The sequence below is a fragment of the Streptomyces sp. NPDC030862 genome (genome assembly GCF_055571835.1).
This window is the reverse complement of sequence record NZ_JBVIEN010000006.1, coordinates 207,373-221,191: the sequence shown is the minus strand read 5'-3', so window position 1 is coordinate 221,191 and position 13,819 is coordinate 207,373. Positions and strand designations below refer to the sequence as shown.

Annotated in this window: 9 protein-coding genes; 4 read left to right on the top strand and 5 right to left on the bottom strand. The window is 71.6% G+C overall.

Annotation, left to right across the window (positions count from 1 at the left end; translation table 11 throughout):
* Positions 1 to 63: 63 nt before the first annotated feature.
* Positions 64 to 228, top strand: a complete 165-nt coding sequence (locus ACZ42X_RS18180; protein WP_361423031.1) for a hypothetical protein — start codon at positions 64 to 66, stop codon at positions 226 to 228.
* A gap of 20 nt (positions 229 to 248) precedes the next feature.
* Here ACZ42X_RS18180 and ACZ42X_RS18175 read toward each other — a convergent pair whose 3' ends face one another.
* From ACZ42X_RS18175 to ACZ42X_RS18155, 5 genes are all read right to left on the bottom strand, one after another.
* Positions 249 to 2,891 (bottom strand): cellulose binding domain-containing protein, encoded by a 2,643-nt coding sequence (locus ACZ42X_RS18175; protein WP_468290632.1) that lies wholly within the window; start codon positions 2,889 to 2,891, stop codon positions 249 to 251.
* A 61-nt stretch (positions 2,892 to 2,952) separates the two neighbouring features.
* Positions 2,953 to 5,904 carry a glycoside hydrolase family 48 protein gene (locus tag ACZ42X_RS18170; protein ID WP_468290629.1) on the bottom strand — a complete coding sequence of 984 codons (2,952 nt, stop codon included), beginning with the start codon at positions 5,902 to 5,904 and terminating at the stop codon, positions 2,953 to 2,955.
* A 189-nt stretch (positions 5,905 to 6,093) separates the two neighbouring features.
* The gene (locus ACZ42X_RS18165; RefSeq protein ID WP_468290626.1) at positions 6,094 to 7,032 is read right to left on the bottom strand and encodes a hypothetical protein; all 939 of its coding nucleotides are present in this window, start codon (positions 7,030 to 7,032) and stop codon (positions 6,094 to 6,096) included.
* A 460-nt stretch (positions 7,033 to 7,492) separates the two neighbouring features.
* Positions 7,493 to 8,521 (bottom strand): LacI family DNA-binding transcriptional regulator, encoded by a 1,029-nt coding sequence (locus tag ACZ42X_RS18160; protein WP_468290623.1) that lies wholly within the window; start codon positions 8,519 to 8,521, stop codon positions 7,493 to 7,495.
* A 305-nt stretch (positions 8,522 to 8,826) separates the two neighbouring features.
* Positions 8,827 to 9,942: an amidase domain-containing protein gene (locus ACZ42X_RS18155; RefSeq protein ID WP_468290620.1), complete on the bottom strand. Its 1,116-nt coding sequence runs from the start codon at positions 9,940 to 9,942 to the stop codon at positions 8,827 to 8,829.
* Between the two features lie 340 nt (positions 9,943 to 10,282).
* Between ACZ42X_RS18155 and ACZ42X_RS18150 the strand changes: the two genes are divergently transcribed.
* From ACZ42X_RS18150 to ACZ42X_RS18140, 3 genes are all read left to right on the top strand, one after another.
* Positions 10,283 to 11,701, top strand: a complete 1,419-nt coding sequence (locus ACZ42X_RS18150) for an ABC transporter substrate-binding protein (protein ID WP_468290617.1) — start codon at positions 10,283 to 10,285, stop codon at positions 11,699 to 11,701.
* Between the two features lie 87 nt (positions 11,702 to 11,788).
* Positions 11,789 to 12,808: a carbohydrate ABC transporter permease gene (locus ACZ42X_RS18145; protein ID WP_468290614.1), complete on the top strand. Its 1,020-nt coding sequence runs from the start codon at positions 11,789 to 11,791 to the stop codon at positions 12,806 to 12,808.
* Entirely contained in the window at positions 12,805 to 13,683 is an 879-nt protein-coding gene (locus tag ACZ42X_RS18140; protein ID WP_468290611.1) for a carbohydrate ABC transporter permease, read from the top strand. The genes ACZ42X_RS18145 and ACZ42X_RS18140 overlap by 4 nt, the downstream gene beginning before the upstream one ends.
* Positions 13,684 to 13,819: the final 136 nt, after the last annotated feature.

The following is a 13,819-nucleotide window of genomic DNA, read 5'->3' as shown; positions in this document are numbered from 1 at the left end:
CGCCCGACGGCCGACCGTCGGTCAGAGCCCGCAACGGCCCGCCGCCGATGGCCGGGTGGGCCCATGCCCGAGATCACCGAGACCGACTGCGAGCGGTGCGGCACCCGGATCGCGGGGCTGACCGGCCGTTACGCGTGCGGCGTGTGCGGATGGGTCAACCACTGGTCGCAGGGGCACACGGATCTGCCGAGCGCCCGGGACGACCTGGACTACGTGCGCCGCCGCTGACCGGCCGGCCCGGGCGCTGATCACCGCCCCGCCGCCGTACCCTCAGCCGTAGCCGTAGCCGTAGCCGTACAGGACACGGTGGTCGGGAGCGGGTTCGTCCCCGACCACGAGCCGCTGAGGCCGAAGGTGGCCGAACCGCCCGGCGGGACACGGCCGTTCCAGGCGGTGTTCCGCACCGCGACGGCCGCGCCGGTCTGGGTGTGGGTGGCGTTCCACATCTGGGTGACCCGCTGGTCTCCGGGGAAGGTCCAGCCGGCCGACCAGGAACTCCACGCCGCCGCACCCGTGTTCTTCAGCGTCACCTCGGCCTGGAAGCCGCCCTGCCACTGGCCGGTGACCTTGTACGTCGCGAGGCAGGCGCCCCCTCCGTCGGAGGGCTGGGCGGTGTCGCCGTAGATGATGCCGCGGCCGTTGGTCGACACGTACACCCGCCCGTAGACGCGCGGGTCGCCGGTGATGGCGGCGCCGGTCCAGCCCCACTGATGGGCGTCGTCGTTGATGCGCACCCAGCTCGCGCCCGCGTCCGTGGACCGGAAGACGCCGCGTACGCCGCCCACCTTGGCGCCGGCGTAGAGCGCCGGGTACGAGGCGCCGGGGGCGGCCTTGCCGAAGCCGATGGTGTCGGCCTGGTCGACGCCCTGGATCTTGGTGAAGGTGGTGCCGCGGTCGGTGGAGTGCCACAGGCCGTAGGCGCCGTCGGGGTCGCCGCCCGCCAGCCAGATGTCGCCGCCGCGGCCGGGGACGGCCTTGAAGCGGACGTTCCCCTCGGCCGGCAGGCCCGTCGCCTTGGACGCGGTGAAGGTGGCGCCGCCGTCCGTACTGACGTAGAAGACCCCGCCCTTGAAGCCGTAGAACGTCTTCGGGTCGACGCGGTCGGACTCGACGACCGCGCCCGCCGGGACGCCCTGCGAGGCGGTCCAGGAGGTGCCGAAGCCGGAGGCGGTGTGGACGCCCGCGCCGTCCGGGCTCCACACGAAGCGGCTGCCGTCCGCGGCGGCCGCGACGGTGCCGCCGCCGGTGACGCCGGAGGGCTCGGTGCCGGGGAACCAGTGGGCGCCGTTGTCGGTGGAGAAGGCGACGCGCGGGCCGCCGTCGAGGTTTCCGGCGCGTACGACGACGTCGGGCTTGGTCTCGGCGTAGTCGACGCTCGTGGTGGAGGTGAAGTTCGGTGAGGTGAACATCATCGACGGCACCTTGGTCAGGTCCGTGTGGCGGAAGCCGCCGATGTCACCGAGGGCGCTGATCAGGGGCGCGCCGGAGGGCGGGGACGCGAGGTCCAGGACGGCGGTCTCCTCCAGGCCCTGCACCATCGGCTTGATGGTGATCTTGCCACCGGTGTCCCACTGGCCGAGGTTCTCGGTGCCGTAGATCGTGGCGCCGGTGCCGTACATCATCCGCTGGGAGTCGAAGGGGTCGATTTCGAGGGCCTCCGTCATCCAGCCGAGCTTCGGCGTCTGTTCGGGCGGTGCGGGGTTGGCGCCCCAGGTCAGCCACGGGGAGGAGGAGACGTCCATGGTGTAGCGGTGGGAGCGGTCGGGGTACGAGGTGAAGTCCCAGGCCCGCGTCCAGCTCGCGCCGCTGTCGGTGGTGCGGAAGATCTGCGTGTCGGGCCACCAGGAGCTGTAGCCGCTCACCATCACGGTGCCGGGCTTCTGCCGGTCGACGGACAGGCCGCTGAAGCCGTAGTACGCGTCGGCCGCGGGGGTGACGTCCTTCCAGGCGCCCGTGCCGCCGCCCGCCTTGGTGTCGTACCGCCACACCGCGCCCTTGGAGCCGTCGTACGGGCCGCCTGTGTCGCTGTAGGCGAGGTAGAGGTGGCCGTTGGCGGTGTCGAGGACGCCCTTGTGGGCGAGGAGGCCGGTCGGCTGGCCGGGCAGCCGGGTCCAGGTCGCACCGGCGTCCGTGGAGCGGTAGACGGCGTTCTCCTTGTCGGCGACGCCGACGTAGACCGTCTTGGTGGCGGTGCCGGGCGTGCCGGTGGTCTCGTCGAAGGTGACCCACACGATGCCCTGGTTGTCGGAGGCGTAGCCGCTGGTGTCGCTCGGGTCCTGGGCGTAGTTGCCGGGGTTGGGGAAGGCGGTGACCTGGGACCACGTGGCACCGGAGTCGGTGGAGCGCCACAGGCCCTTGCCGCTGGGCGCGCCCAGGTAGAGGACGCTGTTCCGGTGCGGGTCGACGGCGAGGCGCTCGCCCATGCCGCGCCCGGGCATGTTGCCGCCGAGCTTGAAGGGCAGGTCGGCCTTGCGCCAGGTGGCGCCGCGGTCGGTGGAGCGCAGGACGGCGCCGTTGCCGGGGTCCCAGCTGTTGGTGTACGTGCCGACGGCGGCGTACACGCGGTTCGGGTCGACGGAGTCGGTGGCGAGGCTGACGACGCCGGTGTGGCCCCAGTCGTCCCAGCCGATGTGGTCGAGCAGCGGGGTCCACGTCTTGGTGGACTGCTGCCAGCGGTAGGCGCCGCCGATGTCGGTGCGGGCGTAGGCGAGGTTCTTCTCGGCGCGGTTGAAGACGATGCCGGGGACGAAGCCGCCGCCGTCGATGCGGACGTTCTTCCAGGTGTACGCCTCCGCCCGTGGTGCGGCTTCGGCGGCGGCCGTCGGCGGCGCGGCGGTCAGCAGGCCGGCGGCGAGCGCCAGGCCGAGGAGCAGGTGTCGTGTTCTGCGCACGGGTGCGTCCTCTCGGTGGGGGGTGACCCGGGAGGGCCGGTGGCCCTCCCGGGTGACGGGGCTATTCGAGGAGCTCCGCGTACGAGCCCATGGCCAGGGCGATGTCCGCCTGGGCCCAGAAGCGGTGGTACGTGAAGACCGGCGCGGCGCCGCCCTTCAGATAGGCCTCGACCTTGGACCAGGCCGGGTCGTCCTCGTAGAAGGAGCGGATCGAGGCGAAGGTGGCGGAGGAGTCGACCCGGTCGCCGTTCGGCATGGTCCCGGTCCAGGCGCTCGGCACGTAGACGGGGTCGTCGAAGCGGTTGTAGTCGGCGCGGGTCTCCGGGACGGCGATGCCCAGGGGGTCCTGGTGGTGGTCCCACATGCCGTCGAGGAGCGCCTTGGCGACCCGTTTGGCGTCCGCGTCGCCGGACTTGGCGGCGTAGTACGTCAGGGTCTTGGCGTACGCGGCGGCCACGCCGACGTCGTTGGTGTAGTCGGCGACGGTGACGTGCAGCCCGGTGTTGGCGCCGGGCGCGGACGGGTTCCAGGTGTCGGGCCGGCCGGACCACTGGAGGGTGGACGGGATGCGGAAGGTGCCGTCGGGGTTGACGGTCGTCTTGGAGATGGCCCAGTCGACCCACTTGTCGAGGACGCTCTTGGCGAGGGCGTCGCCGCTCTGGTGGTAGTACTCGGCGACCCGCTCCATGGACCACGCCTGGAAGCCGAACCACTGGTTGGACGGCGGGTCGTGGTAGACGGGCTTCTCGTCGTAGAAGAGGCCGTAGAAGGTGGGCGTGCCGGCCGGCGGGGTGGCGTAGCGGCCCTGCCAGCTGTTGGTGGCGCCGCCCGCGATGGCGCCCTCGGAGGACTGGAGCCAGCGGTAGAACTCCACCTGCCGGTCGAGGCTGGTCGCCCAGTCCTGCGCGCCCGTCGCCGACTTGGGCTTCAGTGGCGCGTACTCGCTGAGCGCGTACGCCGCGAGCGGGTTCTGGTAGCCGCCGTGGGCGTGGCTGGAGCCGATGCGCCAGGCCCAGCCGGCGCTGCTGTCGGTGGCGCCGCCCCAGGCGTAGTACCAGCTCAGCAGGTAGTGCGCGCTGTTCTTGCCGGTGCCGGCGGGGCAGGTGGCCGGGCCGACGCAGTTGCCCGACTTCTTGAAGTACTTGTCGAACATGGCGTACCGCAGGTAGTCGCCCATCTTGGCGGCCTTGGCGACGGTCGCCGTGACCTGGGCGCCCTTGCCCTGCTGCTTGGCCCAGACATCGGCCCAGTAGGCGGCCTGAACGGCGCGGGCGTCGGCGTCGGGGGCGTTGGTGAACTTCCACTGCTTGGCGTACGAGGCGTCCCCGGTGAACAGGTCGAGGAAGCCGTTGCGTCCGCCGTAGGTGAAGTTGTCGCAGGTGGGGTGGGTGACGGTCTCCCAGACGGACTCCTGGGGGCCGCGCTGGAAGGTGTTGATGTACGACGGGCCGGTGGCCGTCGGTCCGGCGGAGCACGTGCCGGGCTCGTTGCCGAAGCCGTAGACGTTGTCGACGTCCTGGATCCAGTGCATGCCGTAGATCTCGTCCGTGCCGTACGCGCTCTTCAGCTCGCCCGCGATGGGGTCGGCGCCGGCGGGGACGCCGGAGTCGAGACGTGCGGGGTACTGGGACGGCAGGTCGTGCTCGGGGGCGTACGTGGCCGGCTTGGAGGCGTTGTAGAAGGAGTTGGTCGGCTGGTCGGCGCGGGTGGGGATCATGAACTTCTCCATGGTGTCCCACGCGCCGTTGAACTTCGTCCAGTCGCCGGTGATCTTCCCGTACATGGCCTGGAGCCAGATCAGGTAGCTGTACGCCTCCGACGTCGTCTCGTGGCCGTGGTCCGGCGCCTCGACGATGAGCGTCTCGACCGAGTGGTACGGGATGCCCTCCAGCGAGAAGTAGCCGTTGGCCGGGTTGGTGATCCTCGCGTGCAGGTCGAGGAAGCGGGCGTCGTACGTCGAGTCGGCGGCCAGCTGCGTGACGGTGACCTCGGCCTTGGTGTGGCCGGGGGCGCTCGCGGTGAAGACGGCCGAGCCGGTGCCGGTGGGCGCGGCGGTGACGGTCACCTTCTGGGCGGTGTTCCAGTTCGCCGGGGTGAAGGTGAGGGTGGCGGGCGCGGCGGTGAGGTTCGTGTTGCCCGAGGTGCGGGCGGCGGTCACCGTGACGTTCGCAGACGGCTGGGTGGAGAGCTTGAGGTCGAACGTGCCGCTGGTGCCCTGGCGTACGCCGAGCTGGGCGGGGCTCGCCACGAGCGCGGCGCCGGCGGCGACGGTGATGCCGACGGGCGCGGACTCGGCGGCGGCGCCCTGGTTGTCGTACGCCTTGGCGTACAGCGAGTGGGAGCCGGCGGTAAGGCCGGTCGCGCTGTGGGTGAAGGGCGCCGTGGTGTCCGTACCGAGGAGGGTGGTGTCGCTGTAGAACTCCACCTTGGTGACGGTCGCCCCGTCGGCGGCCGCCGCGGTGGCGGCCAGCGGGACGGGGTCGCCCGCCGTGAAGACGGCGCCCGCGGCCGGGCTGGTCAGCACGGCGACGGGCGGCTTGTGCGCCCCGGCGCAGGGCTCGCCGTTGACGGCGAAGGCGGCGGGGGCGGGGTTGGCGCCGGTGTAGGTGAACTGCCCGCCGGCGGTGACGGCCGCGCCCGCGGCGACGGTCCGGTTCCAGTCGGCGTTGCGGAGGGTGACGGTCTTGCCGGACTGCGACCAGACGCCGTTCCAGCCGTTGGTGAGCTTCTGGTCGCCGGCCTGGTCGTAGGTGACGGTCCAGCCGGTGAGGGGAGCGGTGCCCCGGTTGGTGAGCGTGACCTCGGCGGTGAAGCCGGAGCCCCAGTCGTTGGCCACCTTGTAGTCGACGCTGCACTGGACGGCGGCGGCCTGGACCGCCTCGGCGGGTGCGGGGGCGCCGACGGCGGTCATGCCCAGCGGTAACGCGAGGGCGACGACGAGGGCGGCGGTTGAGCGGGGCCTTGACCTGCCTCTGATCCAGCTTCTGGTTCTGGTTCGGGTTCCCGGTGACATGTGCCTGCTTCTCCTCGCGGCTCGGGGAGGGTCGGGGGTGAGCACAAGCGGTGAACAGGTGGGAGCGCTCCCACTATGGGGAGGGCCGCAGGAGGGGTCAAGGTGCGGGAAGAGTCGAAGAAATTCGACGGGGCGGCTACGCCATAGCCCGCGCGCGGGCTATGGCGTAGGGGCGGTGGGCAGGGGTGATCAGCCCTTGGCGAGTACGTCGGCGGCTCTGCGCATCCGGTCCTCGTTGGACTTCTTCACCTCGGCGAGCGCCTTCGCGTTCTTCTCCAGCGTGCGCTTCTGGTACGCGGTCTCCACCGCCAGCCACACCCCGGCCAGGTTGGTTTCGGCCTTGCACGTCACGTCCGCGGTCGCGATGCGGCGTTCGGTGTCCGTCGCCGTCTCCGACTTACCCCACTCGGGGTCGTTGTTGGCCGCCCAGGGGTCGTCGTAGTCGTGCCCGGCCTCGCCCATGCAGTCGCTCCACTTGGCGAACGCCTTCACGACCTGGGGGTCCCGCTCGGCGCGCTCGGCGTCCTCGACGACGAGCCGCTCGATGTAGTCGTCGCTGGTGGTGTCGGCCTTGTTCATGGACTTCTTGCCGTTGAGCTGGGCCCGCGCCTCCAGTACGCACGCGCCCGCCGCCTGCTGCGCGGCCTCGGACGTATCCTGCCCCGCCTCCCGCTCCTTGGCGCCCGGGCCGGTCTGTGCGGGGCCGTGGTAACCGGTCCGGCCGGCCTCCGCCGGGTCGAGGACGCCGTACCTGCGGACGTGCCGGTTCCCCCCTGCCGGGGCGGGCCGCTGCGGCGCGGCCCACGAGAAGCCCTGCGCGGTCATGCAGGTCGCGACGAGCTTGTCCTGCGCGAGCTGGAGTTGGCGCGCCTGCGCGGGAGTGAGCTCGTACGCGTCCAGGGGGAAGGTGAGTTGCTCCGCGCTGGTGACGGTGGTGACCGCACCGATCGCGATGGGGCCGCTCCCGGCACCGTCCGCGGAGTCGGCCGCGCCCGTGCCCGCGCACCCGGACAGTGTGACGGCGGCCAGCGTGACAACGGCCAGCGCAGGGGCGACCGGTGCGGAGCGGCGCCGCGTGGGGCGAGGGCAGGGGCGGAAGCAGAGGCGGGGGAAGGGCGCTGCGGCCAAGGCAGGGTCCGTTCTGGAAAGGGGGGCACCAGGCACCGGTCAGAAGCCGCACTGGCTGCAGCCGCTGACACCGCCGTCCCGGGCAGGAGGGGGAAACGTGGGGGGAGAACCAGAAACGGGAAAGGTGGTCCCGCGCGCACCATCAGCGGCGTCTGTATGGCCGGAAAGAAGCGGTGCGGGGGAGAACATATGGGTCCCGGGCGATCTTTGACAAGGCCCGAGGGCTCGTCGCTGACCAGCAGGTTCGCCTGCTTGTTTCGGCCCGGCGCCCTACCCGGAGTAACCCGTTCCGTCGCCGCCCTTACGCCGGCCCGCGTCGGCTCCGCTCACGTCGGCTCAGGTCGGCTCACGCCGCTTGCGCCGTTCCCCTCACTCTCGCTCCCGGCGCTCACGCCGGCCCGCGTTGGCCCGTGTCGCCGCCGCCCACGCCGGCTCGCGCCGCTGACGCGGCTCACGCCCCTCACGTCGACTCCCGTACCACCAGCTCCGTCGGCAGCACCACCTGTCGCGGTTCCGCGGCCGTGCCCGTGACCTCCTGGAGGAGGATGCGGGCCATCCGGCGGCCCATCTCCTCGATCGGCTGGCGCACGCTCGTGAGCGCCGGGTCCATCAGGCGCGCCACCGCCGAGTCGTCGACGCCGATGAGCGCCACGTCGTCCGGTACGCGGCGGCCCGCGTCCCGCAGGACTCCGCGGGCGCCCGCCGCCATGACGTCCGACGCGGCGAAGACGCCGTCGAGGTCGGGGCAGCGTTCCAGGAGCTCGCGCATGGCCCGGCGGCCGCCCTCCTCGGTGAAGTCGCCCGCGGCCACGAGCCGGTCGTCCGCCGGGAGGCCCGCCGCCTCGATGCCCTGGCGGTAGCCGTCGAGGCGGCACTGCGCCACGTACATGTCGAGCGGCCCCGTGATGGTGGCGATCCGGCGGCGGCCCCGCGCGGCGAGGTGGTCGACCGCCGAACGGCCGGCCCCGACGTTGTCGGAGTCGACGTACGCGCCCGGCTCCGCCTCGGAGCGGCGGCCGTTGAGCACGGCGGGCAGCCCCAGCTCCTGGACCAGGTCGGGCAGCGGGTCGTCGCCGTGGACCGAGACCAGCAGGACGCCGTCCACGCGCTGTGCGGCGAGGTACTGCTCGAAGCGCTGCCGCTCCTTGCTGGAGCGGATCAGCGTGAGCAGCAACTGCATGTCCGCGTCCGCCAGCTCGGCACTGACGCCCCGGATGATGTCGAGGAAGTACGGCTCCGCGAACAGCCGCGCCTCGGTCTCCGGGATGACGAGCGCGACGGCGTCCGTGCGGGCGCCCGCGAGCGCGCGGGCCGCGCGGTTGGGGACGTACCCGAGCTCGGCGATGGCCTGGCCGACCGCCTCCTTCGCACGGTCGCTCACCCGCGGCGAGCCGTTGATCACCCGCGACACGGTGCCGCGCCCGACCCCCGCCCGGGCCGCGACCTCCTCCAGCGTGGGCCTGCCGGTCTGCCGTCCGCTCACCGCCATCGGCCTCCCATCGAACGTTTCTCCCTCAGAAGAGGTGGTGACCCAGTCAACCTAGAGGGTGCCCCCTGCACGGCCCGAAGGGGAGTACCGGTTTCACCCCCATGATCTTGGGAGCGCTCCCACCGTAAGCCACGAGGCCACCGGGACGCCAGCCGCCGATCGCCTGGTTCGACGCCGCCCGCATCCACCGCGCACCTGCGGCAGAGCGCGGACGCGAGCGCGGGGGGCGTGCGCGGGCGCGGGGGCAGGGAGCGTGCGCGGGCGCGAGGGCGGCGGGTTCGCCGGACCCCCGCGCCGCCGGCGCGTCAGGTGCGGTAGGCGTAGTAGAGCGCGTTCGGGTAGGACGCGATGAGGCTCGCCACCGACTTCCGGTAGGTGTCGGTCGAGTGGTAGGTCAGGTACGGCGTCCCGTAACGGCTCCGATACGTGGTCATCATGGTGTGGTCCTTGGACCCGTCCCGGTCGAAGTCCACCTGGAGCACATCGCCGATGCCCATGTCGTACACGTTGCCCAGGTTGGTCGTCCGCTTGCTGTGCAGCGCAAACCACGACCACTCGTTGGCGCCTACGAACGATATGGAGGCGCCCAGGGTGGGGTCGTACCACCAGTTGGTGTAGTCCGAGTAGAGCCCCGGATCGTGCTTCCAGCCGCCCGCCTTCAGGGCCTGGCTGATGAAGTTCGTGCAGTCACCGCCGGCGCTGTTGTACGCCGGGTAGGCGGGGTTGTAGTTGCTCCAGTACTTCTCGGCGTAGGCCGCCATCGCCTGGTAGTCGTAACCGGCGGTGCCCGGGGGCTTCTGCGTCTGCTGCGAGGGCCGCCGGGTCGAGGCGGGCGTCGCCGAGGGTACGCCCGCGTCCGCCGCGGCCGCCGCCGTCCGCGCCGCGAAGGGCTCGTTGATGGCGACGGGCCCCTCGTCCGTCGACCTCATGCCCGTCAGTTCCCACGTGCCGCGCGGCGTGAAGGCGAAGCTCAGCTCGTGGTGGGCCTGGAATCCGGTGGTCGCCGGCTCGTCGCCGCGGATCCTCTTGTACGTCAGGGTCGTGGTCTCGGTGACCCTGACCGTGGCGCGGCGGTCCTTCACGCGCGTCTTGTCCACGCGTACGTCGGTGGTGGCCGCGGTGTACACCTCACCCAGTGCGGCGAGCCGGTCCTTCCGGGACCGCAGTGAGGACACCGCCTCCTTCTCCGACCGCGCCACCCCGGCGGACAGGCCGGCCCTCCGGTCCGTCATCGGCATGGAACGCCGTGCCTGGCCGTTGTCGAGCAGGGCCGCCGTACGCTGCGTCAGTACGGCGTCGGCCAGTTTCTCGAACGAGGCCGTCGTGGCGCCGTCCACCGTCGGCTTCGCGGCCGCCTCGGCCTCCGGGTCGCCACCCGCGAAAGCGGTGGGCAGCAGGACGGCCGATGCGGCGACTGCCAATACGGCCCCCAGGGCGGATCTGAACGTCGATCGCTTCACGAAGTCTTCCCCTTGTCACCCGGTCCCGCGCGGGCCGGGCGACGGAATGTTCGCATGACCTTCCGTTATGTGGAGCCATGGTGAATGTCGCAGGATTGCCACAATTCCGCGCCACGGGGCCGGGGAAGCTCCGGCGCCAGGCCAAGTGACCTCCGCCGACGGGCTCTTCGCGGCGCGGGAGCTCGAACAGGCTCCCGACGCCGCTGCGTACGGAGCCGTTCCAATTCGCGCTCATCCCTTGACACCCACCCTCGTGACCCAACATCGTGGGAGCGCTCCCACAGACGACGAGGAGAGTCGAATGCGCACTTCCAGCACGTCCGGCGGCAGAACGCACGCCGGAGCGCCCGGCCGCCGCCCCGCGCACACCTCGGGCACTGCGCGCCCCGCGGGTACCGCGCGCCGCACGCGCACCGCGTACACCGGAGCCGCCGCCGCACTCGCGGCCTGCGCGGTCCTGCTCACCGGTTGTGGCGACGGCGGCGGTTCCGGCCAGGCCGCCGGCGACGAGAAGATCACCCTGCGCATCGGAACCTTCGGCTCCTTCGGCTACGACGACAAGAACGGGGCCAAGCTCTACGCCGAGTACGAGAGGCTCCACCCGAACATCAAGATCGAGGAATCGAACGTCGCGGACGGCCAGAAGTACTGGGACACGCTGAAGCTCCGCCTCTCCCGCAACAGCGGCCTCGCCGACATCCAGGCCATCGAGGTCGGTTACATCGCCGAGGCCACCGGCCCCGCCATGGCGAACAAGTGGGTGGACCTCTCCAAGAGCGGCGGGGCCGACACCTCCGCCTTCCTCGACTGGAAGGTCAAGCAGGCCACGACCGCCGACGGCAAGGTCATCGGCCTCGGCACCGACATCGGCCCGATGGCCATCTGCTACAACAAGGACCTCTTCGCCAAGGCCAAGCTGCCCACCGACCGCACCCAGGTCGCCCGGCTCTGGGCCGGCGACTGGGCGAAGTTCGTCGCCACCGGCAAGACGTACCAGAAGAGCGCCCCGGCCGGGACCGCCTTCCACGACTCCGCGAGCGGCCTGTTCAACGCCGTGCTCTCCAGCCAGCCCCTCCAGTACGCCAACGCCGAGGGCGAGTTGGACTACGCGAACAGCCCCGGCGTGAAGAAGGCGTGGGACCTCGCCGTCGAGGCCGCGCAGAGCGGCATCACCGCCAAGCTGCGGCAGTTCGACGAGAAGGGCAGCTGGAACGCCGGGTTCAAGAACTCCGCCTTCGCCACCGTCGCCTGCCCGAGCTGGATGACCGGCATCATCAAGGACCAGGCCGGACCGGCCAACCAGGGCAAGTGGGACATCGCCGCACCGCCGGTCGCGGGCAACTGGGGCGGCTCCTTCCTCGCCGTACCGAAGTCCGGCAAGCACGCGGAGGAGGCCGCCAAGCTCGCCGCCTGGCTGACCGCGCCCGAGCAGCACGCCAAGGTGTTCGGGGTCAACGGCAACATCCCCTCCACCAAGGCCACCCTCGCCTCCCCCGCCGTCCAGAACGCCAAGATCCCGTACTTCGGCGACACCCCCGTCGGCCGGATCTACTCCGAGGCCGCGGCCGGCATCACCCCCGCGCCGGTCAGCCGCTACGACGGCCAGGTGAAGACCTTCATCACCGACAACGGCATCCTCGACATCGAGCAGCGCGGCACCGCGCCCGACGCCGCCTGGGAGAACGTCAAGAAGCTGGTCGACGACAAGATCGATCAGTAGCGGGGCGCCCCTGAGGTGGGTGGCCGCCCGGCGCTCCCCCGCCGGACGGCCACCCCGCCCCGTACCGACCTGGAAGGAATGCCCCTCGTGGCCACCTCCGTCCGCGCGGCGGCCGATGGCGGCACCGCGCCACCGCCGCCCACGCCCTCGCCGCCGCCCCGTGCCGTACGCGCGGGCAGCGGCTGGCGCAGCCGCCTCTACCGCTGGGACCTCAAGGCGACCCCGTACGCCTTCGTCTCGCCGTTCTTCCTCTGCTTCGCGGCCTTCGGGCTCTTCCCCCTGGTCTACACGGGCTGGCTGTCGCTGCACCGGGTAGAGCTCGGCGGTGCGGCGGAGTGGCGCGGCTTCGACAATTACACGGGCCTGTGGGACAGCGAGTTCTTCTGGCGGGCACTCGCCAACACCTTCACCATCGGGGTCATCTCGACCGTTCCGCAGCTGCTGATGGCGCTGGGGCTCGCGCACCTGCTCAACTACAAGCTGCGCGGCCGCGGTTTCTTCCGGGTCGCGGTCCTCGCACCGTACGCCACCTCGATCGCCGCCGCGACGCTCGTCTTCGCGCAGCTGTTCAACAGCGACTACGGCCTCGTCAACACCGTCCTGGGGTGGGTCGGTTTCGACCCCGTCGACTGGGAGTCGTCCAAGTGGCCGGCCCAGATCGCGATCTCGGTCATCGTCATCTGGCGCTGGACCGGCTACAACGCGCTGATCTACCTCGCCGCGATGCAGGCCGTTCCCCAGGACCTGTACGAGGCGGCCGCCCTCGACGGGGCGTCGCGCTGGCGCCAGTTCATCAGTGTGACCATTCCGTCCATCCGTCCGACCATCCTGTTCACGATCGTGGTCTCGACGATCGGGGCCACGCAGCTGTTCGGCGAGCCGATGCTGTTCGGCGGCAGCCTCGGGGTGAGCGGCGGCAGCGGCGGTCAGTACCAGACGCTGAGCCTGCTGATGTACGAGAAGGGCTGGGTCACCGGCGCCCTGGGGCAGGCGTCCGCCATCGCCTGGGTGATGCTGCTGCTCCTGCTGCTGATCGGCGCGGCCCGGCTGCTCGTCGCCCGCAAAGGGATCAAGGGCATCAAGGGCATCAAGGGAAGGACGTCATGAGCCTCGGAACACCGCTGAAGCGGCTCCGGCCGGCGCGGCCGGCGGCGGGGCGCCAGCACCACGCGGGCCCGCTGACGTACGTCCTCCTCGGCCTGGCCGCCCTCTTCTCGCTCTTCCCGCTGTACTGGAACCTCGTCGCCGCCTCGCACACCGGCGAGCGCGTGGTGGAGGCCCCGGCCCCGCTGCTGCCGGGACCGCGTCTCCTCGACAACCTCACCTTCGCCTGGAACCAGGTCGACATGGGCGAGGCGCTGGTCAACACCGCGGTGGTGGCCGGTCTGGTGGCGGCGTCGACCGTGGTGTTCTCCACCCTCGCCGGATTCGCCTTCGCCAAGCTGCCCTTCCGCGGCCGCAACGCGCTGCTCGCGCTGGTGGTGGCGACCATGACAATCCCGCCGCAGCTCAGCGTGATCCCGCTGTACCGGATCATCACCGACCTGGGGTGGGTGGACCAGCTCCAGTCCGTCGTGCTGCCGTCGCTGGTGGCGGCGTTCGGGGTGTTCTTCATGCGGCAGTACCTGCTGGAGGCGCTGCCCGTGGAGCTGGTCGAGGCGGCCCGGGTGGACGGCGCGCACAGCCTGCGGATCATCTGGCACGTGGTCTTCCCCGTCGCGCGCCCGGCGATGGCGGTGCTGGGCATGCTCGTCTTCGTCCAGGCGTGGAACGACTTCTTCTGGCCGTTCATCGCCCTCACGCCGGACGGCAACCCGACCCTCCAGGTGGCGCTCGCCGGCCTGGGCTCGGGCAACCACACCATCAACCAGGCGATCGTGCTGACGGGCGCCCTGATCTCGACCGTGCCGCTGCTGCTGGTCTTCGCCCTGCTCGGCAAGCACATCGTGGGCGGCATCACGTCGGGCGCGGTCAAGAGCTGAGGCCCACGCACCGCCGGGGCCGGGCCCCCGGGGGCCCGGGCCGGGGGGCGGGCTCGGGGGGCCCGGGGGCCCGGGGGCGGACGTCCGCGCTAGCGCCGTCGTCGTCCGCCCCCACCCGACCCCCGGCACCCGGCAC